Genomic DNA, 15,241 nt, shown 5'->3' with positions numbered 1-15,241 from the left:
CATACGCCTTGTATTCGCCGAAATACTTCGTGATCGCGGCCGTCAGCGACGTCTTGCCATGGTCGACGTGGCCGATCGTGCCGATGTTTACGTGAGGCTTGTTGCGCTCAAACTTGCTCTTTGCCATCTCTTTATTTCCTACTGAACGAAAGTTGGGCTAACCGGCCCGTCCGGTTTGGCAGGCGTTTAAGGCTTTCGCAACGAATGCGCAAGCGCTAAATGCACGGTAAAATCTGCCGGAAACGGGCTTGGGTGAGCCGGATAGCCGTTAGATCGTGACGCGGAATCGCTTTTTCAAGGCAGGGCCTTAGGCCGTATGCCCGTTGCTCGTCCGATGCGGCGCGGGTCCGATTCGCTCCGCGGTCGCCTTCCGCCTGCGATCCGCGGAGCGACCTACCCAGCGTTACAACGACTACGCCGAACGGATGCGGCAAATATCCCCTTGCTCAGGTACGCCCCTGCATCGCGCGCGCTAAAGTCTACCGCTTATTTTCCAATCAGCGGGAGGACATAATGGCGATGATCTGGGGCGAAACTCTCGAAGTTGTCAGAGCCAAAGGCAAGAATATTAAAGGCACGGACGAAGCCGACGACCTGAAGGGCGGCGAAAATAACGATACCATCCGAGGCCTGGATGGCGACGATGTCTTGAAGGGTAAAGGTGGAAACGACGTCATCGACGGCGGCAAGGGCGACGACAAACTCAGGGGCGATGCCGGCAACGACACGCTGGCCGGCGGCGCTGGCGGGGACAAGGTCGAAGGCGGCGCAGGCAAAGATGTTGTCTCGGGCAATGCCGGAAACGACAAACTGTTAGGCGACAAGGGAGCCGACACTCTGTCGGGCGGAAGCGGCGATGACGCTCTCAGGGGCGGTCAGGGCAACGATGTGCTATCCGGCGGCAACGGTGTCGATACCTTCGTGTTCGGCAAGAAGGAAGGCAATGACGTGATCCGCGATTTCAAAGACGGAACCGATTTGATCGACCTGCGCGGGCAGACTTTTGAGGTCATCGAAAACAAAAGCGGTTCCGCGGTGCTCGAACTCTCGGGCGGCGGCACCGTAACGCTGAAAGGCATCGACATGAACGATGTGGACCCAGACTGGTTTCTCTAGGCAGAAGCCGCGCATTCAGCCTGGGAGGTCGCCATGCAAGCCCATTTGCTTTCCGCCTTGAAAAGAGCCCCTCCCCGCAGCGCCTGTCGCATCATCGGCCTTTTGGCGATGATCGCGACAACGCCGATCCTTGCGCAGGATTTCGATGCGAGTGGGCCGACAGGCCCGCGGTCAGGCCAGGAAGACGCCCAGAAGGAAATCAACCGGCTGCACGCCATCATCCGGGAACTCGAAAGCGAGATTTCCAAACTGCGCAACGAGACCACGGAGAAGCAGACTTCGGCCGGCAAGAGCGACCTCATCGGCACCTGGCTCGGCAACGTCTCCTGCGGCCGGCGCCAGTTCACCATCACCTTTTCCGTCGACGAGCAGTTCGGCCGGGTCGGCAAGGGCAAATGGGCCTATAGCGGCGCTGCCAGGGGCACGGACGAGGCGCAGATCAGCCCGATGGCGACGGAGGACGGCCCGAATTCCTACGCCCTCGTCACCGCGCGGTCGGATACCTACGACTATGTCGTCCAGATCGACGGAAACACCATCACCGGCAAGGCCAACAACCAGAAATGCCAGATCTACCTTGAACGCGGGTAGGCATCGAGTCGGCACGCAACATTATAAAAGACGGGAAAATACTGGAGCGGGTAGCGGGAATCGAACCCGCGTATTCAGCTTGGAAGGCTGCTGCTCTACCATTGAGCTATACCCGCGGGGGTCTTGATCCATCTGACAGAATGGTGGAGGGAGTTGGATTTGAACCAACGTAGGCTGAGCCAACGGATTTACAGTCCGTCCCCTTTAACCACTCGGGCATCCCTCCATATTCCGTCGGGATCAAGCGACCAGTTCGACCGGCGGGCAGTGCCTCGCGGCGGTGCCTTCGATCTGGCGGGGTATATGACGGGCGCAATTCATCCTGTCAACACGACGTCACGGAAAAAATTACGAAAAATCGCATCGTCCCCAGGCTGCGGCCGGGCCGCGCCATTTGCGCGCCGTCCCTCCCCAGCCTATAAGACCGCATGAGCAAAGACGATACCGGCGGCAAGTCCGCGAAAGACACCCATTACGCCAATCTGCGCCGGGCGCACCGCGACCAGCGACGCGAGCGCGGCGAAATCCCGACGCCGAAGGACGACCGCCGCCGCAAGCCCGCCGACGGCTGGAAGGCACCGGCGCTCGCCCCCGACCAGGTCCATCTCTACGGCCTGCACACGGTGCGCGCCGCCCTCGACAATCCCGAGCGGAAGATCATCAAGCTTTCGGTGAGCCTGAACGCCGCCCAGCGGCTGGAGCTGCGGGATTTCTCCACCCTGCCCTACCCGGTCGAGACCGTGCTTCCCTCCGATCTCGACAAGGTGCTCGGCCCGGAAGCCATCCACCAGGGCGTGATGCTGGAAACACGGCCGCTGCCGGCGCGCCGGCTGGAGGCGCTGAAGGACAGCCCGCTGCTGCTGGTGCTCGACCAGGTGACAGACCCGCACAATGTCGGCGCCATCATGCGCTCCGCCGTCGCCTTCGATGCCGGCGCCGTCATCACGACGCAGCGCCATTCGCCGACCGAATCGGGCGTGCTGGCCAAGACGGCGTCCGGCGCGCTGGAACTCATTCCCTATATCCAGGTCACCAACCTGGCCGATGCGCTGGAGGAGCTACACAAGCTCGGCTTCCTGACGATCGGCCTCGATTCGGAAGGGCCGGAACCGCTTGAAGGCGCATTGTCCGGCGAGCGCATCGCGCTGGTCATGGGCTCGGAGGGCAAGGGACTGCGCCAGAAGACGCGCGCTACCTGCAAGGTGCTCGCCCGCCTCGACATGCCCGGCGCGATCAAATCGCTCAACGTCTCGAACGCGGCCGCGATCGCGCTCTACGCCACGCAGCGCCATCTCCTCAGCTAAGCGATCATCCGGCACAAAAAAGGCCCGCCGGTTTCCACCGGCGGGCCTTTTGCATGGGAAGCGTGGCGCTTAGCCGACGAGCCGCAGCTTGACGCCGCCCGAAATGGTGCGTTCGGCTTCGGAAATCGCTTCGATCTTCGAATCGGGGCTGAGGTTAAGGCCTTCGGCGCGAACGATCTCAATATCGGTGACGCCGAGGAAGCCGAGCACGGTCTTCAGGTAGCTTTCCTGGTGGTCCATCACGGCCGCCGGGCCGGCGCTGTAGTGCCCGCCGCGCGTGGAGACGATGATCACTTTCTTGCCCCCCGCAAGGCCCTTCGGGCCCTCTGCGCTATAGCTGAAGGTCTTTCCTGAGACGGCGATGCGGTCGATCCAGGCCTTGAGCTGGCTCGGCAGCGAGAAATTGTACATCGGCACGCCGAGGACGATCGTGTCGGCGGCGAGGAATTCTTCGAGCACGGCAGCGCTCTCGGCGACGTCCGCGGCGATCTGGGCGTCGACGTCTTCCGGCTTAGCGCTGGCGGCCATCAGGTGGGCGCCGGAAAGATGCGGCAGCGGATTGGCGACGAGGTCGCGATAGGTGGTGGCGGCATCCGCCTGCTCGGCCTTGATCTGGGCTGCAACGGCGGCGGTCAGGCGGCGGGATACGGAATGGTCTCCGAGAATGCCGGAGTCGATATGGAGGACGTTCATTGTTCAGCACCTCTGTTCGGTTTGGGTGCAAAACATATGTTCTGAAAACAATCGCGTGATTAGACGGCAAAAATCCAATTGACCGTTTCAAATAGGAAACAATAATAGGTGCAATCACTGGAGATGGTACCATGCAGGATCTGAACGACCTCGCGCTCTACGCCGCCGTCGTGCGGCACAAGGGTTTTACCGCGGCGGCGAACGCGCTCTCCGTGCCGAAGTCGAAGATCAGCAAGCGCATCGCGGCCCTTGAGGAGCAGCTCGGCGTGCGCCTCATCGAACGCTCCACCCGCAAGCTCAGCATCACCGATGTCGGCCAATCCTTCTACGAGCGCTGCGAGGCGGTGCTGTCCGGCGTCGAGGCGGCCGAGGCCGTCGTCGCTGTCGCCAAGGCGGAGCCGGCCGGCACCGTGCGCATGTCGATGCCGCCGGGCTTCGCGCCAATGGTCGCCGACGTGCTGCCAAGTTTCATGAAACGCTATCCGCAGGTGCGCCTCTCCATCCTCACCACCGGCCGCCCGGTCGATCTCATCGAGGAGCGCATCGACGTCGCACTGCGCGTGCGCGATGGTTACGACACCGACCAGTCGCTGGTGGTGCGCCGTTTCGGCGGCACGCGGCGTTATCTCGCGGCGAGCCCGCGGTTCCTGGAGCGCCACGGACCGATCGATTTCGACACGATCGCCCGCGTGCCGACGCTATCCATGCAGGAGAACTCGCCGCGCGCCATCTGGACGCTCATCCATGCGAACGGCGACGTGCGCGACATCTCCCATTCGCCGGTGCTGCTCTGCTCGGATTTCAGCGTGCTGGAGCGCGCGACGATCGAGGGCGTCGGTCTCGGCATGCTGCCGGATATGCTGGTGGAGCGCGGTTTTCGCAGCGGCGTGCTGACGCCAGTGCTGCCAGAGTGGTCGAGCGCCGAATCGACCGTGCACGCCGTCTTCACCTCCCGCCACGGCATGCTGCCGGCCGTGCGCGCGCTCATCGACCACCTCGCGGAAAACCTGCCCCGCTCCATGCTGCGCTGCCAGGAAATCGTGCCAAGAGCCGCCACCGACAGCAACTGGTCGATCTGACCCCGGCCTTTTCGCTTTACAGCCGCGGAAAATATGCTAACTCCCTCGCAGCGTGCCCTTATAGCTCAGTTGGTAGAGCACCTGATTTGTAATCAGGGGGTCCCGGGTTCGAGTCCTGGTGGGGGCACCACTTATTCTCCAAGCACTTAGCCGTTGAATTGGCGTGAAAAACCTTTCGCTTTGCGGCACTCGTGATGAACCGGCGATTGATGATCGTCGGCAATCTGCCGTGCGTGTTGCCCAAAGCGTTGCGCGAAAACAGAGCCTCCTGAGGTAGACACTACCTCAAATAGTGAGCTTGCCGCGCAAAAGGAACGCATTATCCTGAAGTCAGATCGATCATCGTGGATTGACCCGAACCAGTTGATTGCGAAGTACGCCAAGGCACAGCGTAACCTGTAAGCCGTTCCTCAAATCTTATGCGAAAAGAGGCCCTCGGCCTCGGCATGCTCAGCGTCCCGATGGCCAAACGACGGCGCTGCACCGCAGCTTGCCAATGGCGGCAAACGAAACCGGAGGAGTGCACGTAATGGCGAAGAGCGGCCTTGTCAGTTCAATCGGCTTCCTTGTCCTTCTCTCATGGCCAAGTGCCAGTGCGGCGGCCGATCTTCCGGTGCTTGTCGCCGACACCTGCACGGAAATTCCGGCCTCCGCGGGCGTAGAGCCAAAGCGTGTTGCGCTCGTGATCGGCAATTCGGCCTATACAGGCGGGATACCGGCGCTCAGAAACCCTGGCAACGACGCAAACGGTGTCGTCTCGGCACTTCACAAGCTCGGTTTTTCCATCTTCGCATTGGCGGACGGCACGGGAAGTGTCATGCGGGACTGCATCGCGCGTGCGAAAACGGCAATCTCTGAAGACGCTATCGCCATCATCTATTATTCCGGTCACGGCATCCAAGTCGACGACCGCAACTACATGATTGCGACCGATGCGGCCGCGGACGGCGCGCTTTCGGACGCCTATGTCTATATCGACGATGTCATCGACGCCGTGAAAGAGAACGCGGCATCTGTCATGGTGTTTCTTGACGCCTGCCGCAACAACCCGTTCGCGCCCGAGGGCGCAGAGGGACTGTCTGTCTCCACCGGGCGTGGCATTGAACGCGGGCTAAAGAAAGTGACCTCGAACGACACGCAGGCACGCCAGCAGGCAAAGGGGATTTTTGTCGCCTACTCGACCTCTCCCAACGCTATCGCCACCGACGGCACCGGCAGCATGAGCCCGTTCACCGAGGCATTTGTGGCCTCGGTCGGCAAGCCCGGTTATTCCGTCCAGCGGGCGCTGAGCGAGGTCTCCAAGAGCGTTGGGGAAGCGACGAACTGGTCGCAGACGCCCTGGATCAAATCTTCTTTGACGGCCGAGATCATGTTGAACGGCGGACTGACGGAAGAGCAAGCGGTGACGCTGTCCGACAAGCACGCCGGCGAATCCCACCGCCTGCTGTCCTCCGGCGACGTGCCAGGCGCGATCTCCGAGGCTCTCAAGGGCCTGCCTCTCCCACTCCCCGCCGATGCGGAAACACGGTTTGCCAAAGCGCGTCTCGCTCTGGTGGCCGCGACGCGTTCGACGAGCTACCGGTTGGGACCGACCGAAGGGGGATGGGCTCCAAGCGGCTACTCCCCCATCACGAACCGTGTCGTGGGCAGCGCATGGGGCGAGGTGCGCACCCTGTCGCTCTGGGATACGGGCAAGGGCATCAAGATTGCCGATCTCGCGTCTATCAATCAGAACAGTCCGGACTTCAACGCTTCGCTCTCCCCGGATGGCCAACGCATAGTGGCCCATGTCAGCCCCGGTCAGGTGATCGTCGTGGACGCCCTTTCGGGACTCACTCTGCGAACGATCACGCTGCCGGGTGTTGGCGACTCGAACAACCAACTCGCCTCACTGCACTTCGGCCCGGACAGCCGAACTCTGGTTGCCCTCACCTCTCATCTGAAGGATTTTGCGTATCAGTCTGCCGTTCAGGTCTGGGATACGGAGACGGGACAGCAACGCAAGAGTTTTGCGTTTAAGGACATATTCGCCGGCAACTCGGCTCTCTCGCAAAATGGCTGCTATGCGGCCGACGCGAATGTCGACCTTCGCGTTTCCGCCATTGCCTTCCTATGTACCTTCAATACCACCAGGATAGACGGCAAAGAGCCGATGGTCATGATCTTCGGCAAGATCGATCTGCATTCGGGCACATTGGTATCATATGGCCAACTGCCCACCGGAGGTCAGGAACAGCTAGGGGATTTTAGGTTTCGGGACGATGCGAACAGAATTGTTGCCCAGCACTACACGGACAGCATTTATAGCCGCGTCCTTCTCAACACGGAGACTGGCAAACTCGTCGGAGAGCGCGTGCCGGCAATCATGTTCTCGACGTCCTACTCACCCGACGGGAGCAGGTTCTTCGCAGGCGAAGGGAACAGGATCGAATTCTATTCCGCCGACACCGGCGAGCACGTCGGTGGGCTTGATGGCACCACAGACGGTTTTATCTATCCCGCTGTTTTCTCGGCGAACGGAGCGCTTCTCGGCCCGCAATTCGCAACCGGGGACGTTTGGTGGGTGCCTCCGAAGGGCGCGGATCTGGTAGCTGCAGCGCTCGCCCGTCTGGATGACGCCGGCCGCAGCAGTGCGATGGCGCAAAGTCTGGCATTCAAGGTTTCGGATTGACGGCCTCTTCAAAGGATGCCGTCACGATGCCGAAAGCGGCTCCCCTTCCAAAGCACCTTTAAATTGTCTAGGCTCTCCTTCTCTGGACGGAGGGGCGATGTTTCAGTTTTTCAGGTCATGCAAGGTTGTGACGCCCGCCTCGCCTGAGCGGGTGCCAACTCCCGCTAAAGTGACAATGCCGCCCGAGGGCGTCACGCTTGAGATTGCCGAAACAGCGACCCTTAAAAGCAAGCTGATCATCGCGGGCGAAGGCCATGTGATCACGATCGGCGCCGGGTCGCGTGTGCGCGGCTCGATCCGCCTCAAGGGTCGCAACCACCGCATCACGATTGGGCAGGATGTCGACCTGAACGACCACATCACCATGCGCGGCCAAGACAATCGGATCACAATCGGCAACAAGGTGGCGATTGGCGGCGACATGACGATCACAGGCACCGGCAAGTCGATCGATATCGGCAACGGTACGGTTGCACGCGACACATATATTCTCTGTCATGAGGAGCAATATGTCCGAATAGGCCGCGCATGCCTGTTCTCGCGTAACGTCGAAATCCGCACGACCGATGCCCATGCCCTGATTTGCCGCGAAACCGGCGAGCGCCTCAACCCATCGCAGCCCATCGAGATCGGTGATCACGTCTGGCTGGGCGTCGGCGTGCTGGTCAGCAAGGGCGCGAAGATCGCCGAGGATAACGTCGTGGGCGCCAAGTCCTTCGTCGCCAAGCCATTCCTCGAAAGCGGAACGGTCATTGCCGGCGTCCCGGCCAAGGTCGTCAAGCGCGGCGTGACATGGCAGCGGGACACCAGGGAAAAATACGATCCCGACGAACTCGACGGATGGCGGGCGCTGGCCATTCCCCTTTCCCTTTATCTCTCTTCGGGATTGCTTCCCTTCGTCGTCTAATCCGGCGCCCCCAGAACGATCAGCACGCCTTTGCGCCGCGGGATATGCGGCGCGCCATTGGCCTGATCCCCGCAACGTAAAGGCGAAACTATGATTGAAAGTTGTCTTCCAACACCGCTATGCACCTGCTCCATCCTCACCTAGAAATCCGTGTGAGGCCACGCAAAGGAGAGCGCGATGGGCAATTGGAGACCGACGGGAGGGAAGGATACGCTTCTGGATGCCCGGCTGAATACGGGGAGCTGGAACGGGAAGCCGATCTACATTCATGTTACATCGCAGGAAGGGCATACGGGCATCGATACGGCCGGCAAGATTAACGCCACGCCGAAGAAGGACCGGAGAGGACCGGCGGCCAAGAACGGCATATATCTCAATCCGGTCCAGCAGACATTTTGCCCGAGCGAAGCCTTTACCCTGCTTTTCTTCGAGGAAGAGAAATACCGCAACAGCGCAACCCATTGCTTCGTCTTCTCATTCCTGAAGCAACCGGGCGCCAGCTCCTTCAAGGAAGATGACATATCCAACGGCAGTTGGGTGAAGGAGCTGATCTACTTCGACAACATCACCTATTCGCAAATCGACATCCTGTATAAAGGCCCAAATCCCTTTGCCGCCCTGCGGCTCCAGAATCACCCGAACCCCAAGGTTCAAGCGGCATTCGGCTGACGCTTTACGGGTCAGGTCCGCTTGCGGCGCTCCGCGCCACCGTGCCCTGGTGGAACATCATCTGCCATCGATGGCCGTCGTGCTTCCAGATGGAGCTTCTGAGAACGTGCCGCTGCGATCCGTCCCTGCGGGTGCGGCACGTTCGATAGGTCAACAGGACGGCATCGCCGGAGATAGGCTTCAGACAATAGTCTCCGGCTTCGAGCGCGCCGTCATCCGTCTCGTCCCCTTCCTCGGCAAGAAGGGCGATCGTTTCCTCCCGGCGATAGATCGTTCCGGAACTGCCGAATTCGACGAAGCCCTCGGCCAGCAGGGTTTCGACCGCTTCGCGCGAGCAGCGCACCTCTGGACGGTGGAGCGCTTCCTCCAGCGCGCGGATATCATCGAGGGGGACGGTAAGGCCGATCATGTCTTGGTCTGCCGGGGTTTCAACCTGTTTTCCATTCTAGAAGTGAGCTCGGCTCCCCTGCAACATGGGAAGCGTCGGCCGTGTTGGCGCATTGCCGCGCCGGGCGGACTGGCCTATAGGCGTTCATGACAAGGCCGGTGCGCCCAAGGTTGGCAGCGGCGCGAAAGCATTTTGCGGAGGTATGGACGTGGCGGCAGGCAGGCAAGCAGTTTCGAAGGTGACGGTCGAAAAGCGCATCGACGGAAAGTACTTCTTCACGCTCACCTTCCGCGGCGTCACCTATCCGGTCAAGGGTCCGTTCGCCAATCCGATGCTGGCGGCCGCCGCCGGCCAGGCCACGCTCAAGGCGATGGAAGCGCGGGCCGGAGCGCCCAAGGCCTGACGTCCACGCCCGTTACAGCGACACTGTCATATTTTTCAGATGCGCATGCCGTAAAGGCATGCGACAAAGACCGGCCCTGCGCGCCTGGCGCGCTCAGGGCTTCTCTAAAGGATGCGGATCGGCGGCATGGCGCGTAATTTCAATTCCCTCTCCTTCGTCGCCTCGCAGGCGCCCGAAGCGCAGGAAGCGCGCGATGAGCTGGCGTCGATCTATGGCAATGCCGATCCGGAGGAGTCCGATGTCATTGTGGCGCTCGGCGGCGACGGCTTCATGCTGCAGACGCTGCACACCACGATGAACACCGGCAAGCGGGTCTATGGCATGAACCGCGGCTCCATCGGCTTCCTGATGAACCGCTACGACCCGAAGGACCTGCTGGACCGTATCGAGGGTGCGGCGGAAAATGCCTTCCGGCCGCTGGAGATGATCACCAACGATGCGAGCGGCCTGGAGCGCCGGGCGCTGGCGATCAACGAGGTCTACCTGTTTCGCCAGTCCTACCAGGCGGCGAAGCTGCGGGTCAGCGTCGATGGGCGGGTGCGGCTGGAGGAGTTAATCTGCGACGGGCTGCTGCTGGCGACGCCAGCCGGCTCGACGGCCTATAACCTGTCCGCCCATGGCCCCATCCTGCCGCTGGAGGCGCCGCTGCTGGCGCTCACGCCCGTCAGCCCCTTCCGGCCCCGCCGCTGGCGCGGTGCGCTGCTGCCGAACAAGGTGACGGTCGACATCCAGGTGCTGGAGGCGGAGAAGCGGCCGGTCAATGCGGTGGCCGACAATACCGAGGTGAAATCCGTGACCTCGGTGCGCATCGCCGAATCGGCCGGTCTTTCCGCGCGCATCCTCTCCGATCCGGATCATTCCTGGTCCGACCGGATTCTTGCCGAACAGTTCGATTATTGACACTGTCACCCAACTTCGGGACAGGAGTTTTGCCATGACGCGGCACGCACTTGCCACCGCCCTCACCCTGCTGTTTCTCGCCGGAGCGCCCGCCTGGGCCGAAGGCGAGCCGCCGGTCGCGGAAACCATCACCTTTGTCGTCAGCACCGGATTCTGGGAAGAGCCGGTCGAGGATGCGGGCGAGGACGCCGCCAAGCAGGAAACCGCCGCTGCGGCCAAACCGGCCGAGATGCGCCGCGGCTATTACAAGCTGATCGCCGTGCGCCAGCCGGACGGCACGGCCGAGGTTCATCTCCAGCAGATCGAGGCGACCGCTGTGGGCCCGAAGATCGCATCCTCGACGGTGCTGGAGGAATTTTCCGCGATGAAGCCCTATGTGACGGACATCCGGCCGGAAAATTCCACGGGGATCACCACCCAGCCGGGCCTCTTCGCCACCGTCTACCTGAAGACCGACCCGAAGGCCGCCGAGCCGGAAAGCTGGACAGTGCTGATCGACGATCTCGGCGACATCAAGATCGAGCGGGCCACCAACTGAAAACGGGCGCCGAGGCGCCGGCTTATTGTGATGGTGACCTCTCCTCCCCACCGTCATCCTCGGGCTTGACCCGAGGATCCACGCCCCATGGCACGCCCTGAATTTGGATCCTCGGGTCAAGCCCGAGGATGACGCGGGTGGTTTAGGCGACCAAAAAAACGGGCGCCGAAGCGCCCGCTCTTATCTCATTTTCCGAAGTGCTTAGTTCAGGTCGTCCACGACCGCATCGGCGCCGCCGTTGACCCGGTGGGCAAGGGCTGCTTCCATGAACTCGTTGAGTTCGCCGTCGAGCACGTCCGAAGGCGCAGTGCTTTCGACGCCGGTGCGCAGGTCCTTGACCAGCTGGTAGGGCTGCAGCACGTAGGAGCGGATCTGGTGGCCCCAGCCGATATCCGACTTGGAGGCGGCTTCGGCGTTGGCGGCCTCTTCGCGCTTCTTCAGTTCGGCTTCATACATGCGGGCGCGCAGCATGTCCCACGCCTTGGCGCGGTTCTTGTGCTGCGAGCGCTCCTGCTGGCAGGCCACCACGATGCCGGTCGGGATGTGCGTGATGCGCACGGCCGAATCGGTCGTGTTGACGTGCTGGCCACCGGCGCCCGACGAACGGTAGGTGTCGATGCGGCAGTCGCTCTCGTTGATTTCGATGACGATCGAGTCGTCGATGACCGGATAGACCCAGATCGACGAGAACGAGGTGTGGCGGCGCGCATTGCTGTCATAGGGCGAAATGCGGACGAGACGGTGCACGCCCGATTCGGTCTTCAGCCAGCCATAGGCATTGTGGCCCTTGACGAGCAGCGTCGCAGACTTGATGCCCGCCTCTTCGCCGTCATGGACTTCCAGCAATTCCACCTTGTAGCCCGAGCGCTCGGCCCAGCGCGTGTACATGCGCAAGAGCATGTTCGCCCAGTCCTGGCTTTCCGTGCCGCCGGCGCCGGAATGCACTTCGAGATAGGTGTCGTTGCCGTCGGCCTCGCCGGAGAGCATGGCTTCGACCTGCTTGCGCGCGGCCTCGTTGCGGACAGCCTTGAGCGTGTCTTCGGCTTCCTTGACGATTGCCGCGTCGCCCTCTTCCTCACCGAGCTCGATGAGTTCGATATTGTCCTTGAGCTGCTGCTCTATGAGCTTCACGGCATTGATGCCTTCGTCCAGCTGCTGGCGCTCGCGCATCAGCTTCTGGGCTTCCTGGGCATCGTTCCAGAGGTTGGGGTCCTCTGCCTTGTTGTTCAACCAGTCCAGTCGTCTTACCGCCTGATCCCAGTCAAAGATGCCTCCTCAGCAGGCTTATGGCCTGCTTGATTTCGTCGACGACGTTCTCGATTTCCGCGCGCATGTCCGCCTTCTTCTTCGATGCTAATTCGGTGGCCGTGAAATAGAGAGGGCGGGCGCGGATGTAAAGCCCCGCGCCCGCCCCGCAAAGGGATCAGCCGTGGATCAGAACAGGCCGCCGCTGCCGCCGGTCACCGCCTGGTTGGCCTGCGGCGAGTTCTTCAGGATCTCTTCCGGGCTCGCGAATTCCTCGCCGCCGATGACCGAGAAGACGTCGGCCGGGCCGGTGCCGGGCTTGAAGGCTTCCATGATGGTGTCCGGCTGGCCTTCGGAGGCCTGCATGCCGGTCTTGCGGTTGACCGCGATGAACTGCATGCCTTCCGGCACGATGAACTTCGTCGGGCGCGTGCCTTCGAGGGCCGCGGTCATGAATTCGTTGAAGATCGGCGCCGAAAGCGAACCGCCGGTGGCACCCCGGCCGAGCGGCGCCGGGTTGTCGAAGCCGATATAGAGGCCGGCGACGAGGTCCGGCGTGTAGCCGACGAACCAGGCGTCCTTCTCGTCGTTTGTCGTGCCGGTCTTGCCGGCCGTCGGGCGGTCGAGCTTGATCTTGCCGGCGGCGGTGCCGCGCGTGACGACGCCTTCCATCATCGAGGTGATCTGGTAGGCGGTCATCGGGTCGAGCACCTGCTCGCGATTGTCGACCAGCGTCGGCTCGTCCTGCTTTTCCCAGTCGTTGGCGTTGCAGTTCTCGCAGGTGCGCTCTTCGTGGCGGAAGATCGTCTTGCCGTAGCGGTCCTGGATGCGGTCGATCAGCGAGGGCTTGATCTGCTTGCCGCCATTGGCGAGCACGGAATAGGCCGAGACCATGCGCAGCACGGTCGTCTCGCCGGAACCGAGCGACATGGAGAGCACCGGATACATCTTGTCGTAGATGCCGAAGCGCTCGGCATATTCGGCCACGAGGTTCATGCCCATGTCGTTGGCGAGGCGCACGGTCATCAGGTTGCGCGAGCGCTCGATGCCGAGGCGCAGCGTCGAGGGGCCGGCAGCACCGCCGCCGTAGTTCTGCGGGCGCCAGACCTGGCCACCGGCGACGATCTCGATCGGCGCGTCCATGATCACGGAGGCCGGCGTATAGCCGTTGTCCAGCGCCGCCGCGTAGACGAAGGGCTTGAAGGACGAGCCCGGCTGGCGCATCGCCTGCGTCGCGCGGTTGAATTCCGACTGCGCATAGGAGAAGCCGCCGACCATGGCGAGCACGCGGCCGGTATGCGGGTCCATGGCGACGAGGCCGCCCTGTACCTTCGGCGGCTGGCGCAGGCGATAGCCGCCGCCTTCCGTCGGCTCGACATAGACCACGTCGCCGACCGTGAAGACGCCTGCCGGCGATTTCGCCGTCTTGCGGTCGCCCTTGGCCGAACGATAGGCCCATTTCATATTGTCGGCCTCGATGCGGCCAGTCACGCGCTCCTCGACGACCTTGCCGGAAGCGTCCTTGCTCGGCTGGAGGCCGATATCGGCGCCACCGTCATCGACGGCCAGCACGACGGCAAGCTTCCATTCCGGCACGTCGGCAAAGGCGTCCACCTTGGCAAGCTCGATGCCCCAGTCCCCGCCGATCTCGATCGTCTTGATGGGCCCATGGAAGCCGCGGCGCTCGTCATAGGTCAGGAGGCCATGCTGCAAGGCCTTGCGGGCCGCGACCTGGATGCGCGGATCGAGTGAGGTGCGCACCGAAAGGCCACCCTCGTACAGCGCGTTGTCGCCATAGCGCTCGATGATCTGGCGGCGAACCTCTTCCGAGAAATATTCGGAGGCGAAGAGATAGGAACCACGGTGACGCGGCGTGACGCCGAGCGGCTGGGCCTTGGCTTCCGCGCCGTCGCTCTGGGTGACGTAGCCGTTCTCGACCATGCGGTCGATGACCCAGTTGCGGCGCTCGATGGCGGCCTCGGTGCGGCGGAAGGGATGGTAGTTCGACGGGCCCTTCGGCAGGGCCGCCAGATAGGCGGTCTCGGCGATGGTGAGCTCGGTCACCGACTTGTCGAAATAGGTGAGTGCCGCGCCGGCAATGCCGTAGGAATTCAGGCCGAAGAAGATCTCGTTCAGATACAGTTCGAGAATGCGGTCCTTCGAATAGGCCTGCTCGATACGGAAGGAGAGGATCGCTTCCTTGACCTTGCGGTCGATCGTCTGGTCGGAGGACAAGAGGAAGTTCTTCGCGACCTGCTGGGTGATCGTCGAGGCGCCCACCGGGCGGCGGCCCGAGCCCATGTTCTGGACGTTCACGACGATGGCGCGGAACAGGCCCGTCACGTCGACGCCGGGATGCTGGTAGAAGTTCTTGTCTTCGGCCGACAGGAAGGCCGCCTTCACGCGATCCGGGATGGCCTGGATCGGCAGGTAGAGGCGGCGTTCGCGGGCATATTCGGCCATCAGCGCGCCGTTGCCGGCATGCATGCGCGTCGTCACCGGCGGCGCATAGCTGTTCAACACCTCATAATCGGGAAGATCCTTGGTGACACTTCCGAGATAGAGCGCGACCACGGCCGCCAGACCGAGGAAGAAGACGGCGCCAATCCCGAAGAAATATCCAATCAGTCTGATCATGAGCCAGTTACCGATGCCTTATGTCTTAAATTTCATCGGGCAGACCCGCTGCCCGGCCTTGCGCCGCTCAGTCTTCCAGTCGAAGACGAGTCGCCCCCAT

The 15,241-nt window shown here is 62.2% G+C and carries 15 protein-coding genes and 3 tRNA genes; 11 read left to right on the top strand and 7 right to left on the bottom strand.

Going from position 1 to position 15,241, the window contains the following annotated elements; all coding sequences use genetic code 11:
* Nucleotides 1-127, bottom strand: a 127-nt coding sequence (locus GB927_RS20580) for a GTP-binding protein (protein ID WP_244910400.1), incomplete at its 3' end; no start/stop codon positions are given.
* Nucleotides 128-513: 386 nt separating this feature from the next.
* Between GB927_RS20580 and GB927_RS20575 the strand changes: the two genes are divergently transcribed.
* A complete protein-coding gene (locus GB927_RS20575) occupies nt 514-1,116 on the top strand; it encodes a calcium-binding protein (RefSeq protein WP_256119076.1) in 603 nt (200 codons plus the stop codon).
* 33 nt (nt 1,117-1,149) lie between these two features.
* Nucleotides 1,150-1,707, top strand: a complete 558-nt coding sequence (locus GB927_RS20570; protein WP_256119075.1) for a hypothetical protein — start codon at nt 1,150-1,152, stop codon at nt 1,705-1,707.
* A 42-nt stretch (nt 1,708-1,749) separates the two neighbouring features.
* On the opposite strand, the gene GB927_RS20565 is transcribed toward GB927_RS20570, so the two are convergent.
* Nucleotides 1,750-1,823 (bottom strand) — tRNA-Gly (locus tag GB927_RS20565).
* A 25-nt stretch (nt 1,824-1,848) separates the two neighbouring features.
* A tRNA-Tyr gene (locus GB927_RS20560) sits at nt 1,849-1,933 on the bottom strand.
* Nucleotides 1,934-2,135: 202 nt separating this feature from the next.
* On the opposite strand from GB927_RS20560, the gene rlmB reads away from it, so the two are divergent.
* Complete coding sequence (gene rlmB, locus GB927_RS20555; RefSeq protein WP_256119074.1) at nt 2,136-3,011, top strand: 23S rRNA (guanosine(2251)-2'-O)-methyltransferase RlmB; 876 nt, start codon at nt 2,136-2,138, stop codon at nt 3,009-3,011.
* A 69-nt stretch (nt 3,012-3,080) separates the two neighbouring features.
* On the opposite strand, the gene GB927_RS20550 is transcribed toward rlmB, so the two are convergent.
* Nucleotides 3,081-3,704 carry an FMN-dependent NADH-azoreductase gene (locus GB927_RS20550; protein WP_256119073.1) on the bottom strand — a complete coding sequence of 208 codons (624 nt, stop codon included), beginning with the start codon at nt 3,702-3,704 and terminating at the stop codon, nt 3,081-3,083.
* Between the two features lie 131 nt (nt 3,705-3,835).
* On the opposite strand from GB927_RS20550, the gene GB927_RS20545 reads away from it, so the two are divergent.
* The 5 genes from GB927_RS20545 (at nt 3,836) to GB927_RS20525 (ending at nt 9,030) form a co-directional block, all read left to right on the top strand.
* Complete coding sequence (locus tag GB927_RS20545; protein ID WP_256119072.1) at nt 3,836-4,783, top strand: LysR family transcriptional regulator; 948 nt, start codon at nt 3,836-3,838, stop codon at nt 4,781-4,783.
* Between the two features lie 54 nt (nt 4,784-4,837).
* A tRNA-Thr gene (locus GB927_RS20540) sits at nt 4,838-4,913 on the top strand.
* Nucleotides 4,914-5,312: 399 nt separating this feature from the next.
* The gene (locus GB927_RS20535; RefSeq protein ID WP_256119071.1) at nt 5,313-7,454 is read left to right on the top strand and encodes a caspase family protein; all 2,142 of its coding nucleotides are present in this window, start codon (nt 5,313-5,315) and stop codon (nt 7,452-7,454) included.
* Entirely contained in the window at nt 7,396-8,361 is a 966-nt protein-coding gene (locus GB927_RS20530; protein ID WP_256119070.1) for a hypothetical protein, read from the top strand. Before GB927_RS20535 ends, GB927_RS20530 begins: the two co-directional genes overlap by 59 nt.
* A gap of 177 nt (nt 8,362-8,538) precedes the next feature.
* Entirely contained in the window at nt 8,539-9,030 is a 492-nt protein-coding gene (locus GB927_RS20525; RefSeq protein ID WP_256119069.1) for a hypothetical protein, read from the top strand.
* Nucleotides 9,031-9,034: 4 nt separating this feature from the next.
* Here GB927_RS20525 and GB927_RS20520 read toward each other — a convergent pair whose 3' ends face one another.
* Nucleotides 9,035-9,439, bottom strand: coding sequence for a nuclear transport factor 2 family protein (locus tag GB927_RS20520; RefSeq protein WP_256119068.1), 405 nt, complete (start codon nt 9,437-9,439; stop codon nt 9,035-9,037).
* Between the two features lie 187 nt (nt 9,440-9,626).
* On the opposite strand from GB927_RS20520, the gene GB927_RS20515 reads away from it, so the two are divergent.
* From GB927_RS20515 to GB927_RS20505, 3 genes are all read left to right on the top strand, one after another.
* Nucleotides 9,627-9,821 carry a hypothetical protein gene (locus GB927_RS20515; RefSeq protein WP_256119067.1) on the top strand — a complete coding sequence of 65 codons (195 nt, stop codon included), beginning with the start codon at nt 9,627-9,629 and terminating at the stop codon, nt 9,819-9,821.
* A 126-nt stretch (nt 9,822-9,947) separates the two neighbouring features.
* Complete coding sequence (locus GB927_RS20510; RefSeq protein ID WP_256119066.1) at nt 9,948-10,721, top strand: NAD kinase; 774 nt, start codon at nt 9,948-9,950, stop codon at nt 10,719-10,721.
* Nucleotides 10,722-10,755: 34 nt separating this feature from the next.
* Nucleotides 10,756-11,259 (top strand): hypothetical protein, encoded by a 504-nt coding sequence (locus GB927_RS20505; protein ID WP_256119065.1) that lies wholly within the window; start codon nt 10,756-10,758, stop codon nt 11,257-11,259.
* Nucleotides 11,260-11,460: 201 nt separating this feature from the next.
* On the opposite strand, the gene prfB is transcribed toward GB927_RS20505, so the two are convergent.
* Nucleotides 11,461-12,592, bottom strand: a protein-coding gene (prfB, locus tag GB927_RS20500) for a peptide chain release factor 2 (protein ID WP_256119064.1) whose coding sequence is annotated in 2 segments (ribosomal slippage) — nt 11,461-12,522 and nt 12,524-12,592 — 1,131 coding nt in all. Because the reading frame shifts where the segments join, the coding sequence is not laid out codon by codon here.
* A gap of 101 nt (nt 12,593-12,693) precedes the next feature.
* The gene (locus GB927_RS20495) at nt 12,694-15,141 is read right to left on the bottom strand and encodes a penicillin-binding protein 1A (RefSeq protein ID WP_256119063.1); all 2,448 of its coding nucleotides are present in this window, start codon (nt 15,139-15,141) and stop codon (nt 12,694-12,696) included.
* Nucleotides 15,142-15,241 lie beyond the last annotated feature (100 nt).

The organism is Shinella lacus (assembly GCF_010994755.1).
GTDB classification, from domain to species: domain Bacteria; phylum Pseudomonadota; class Alphaproteobacteria; order Rhizobiales; family Rhizobiaceae; genus Shinella; species Shinella lacus.
This window is presented reverse-complemented; position numbering and strand designations above follow the sequence as displayed.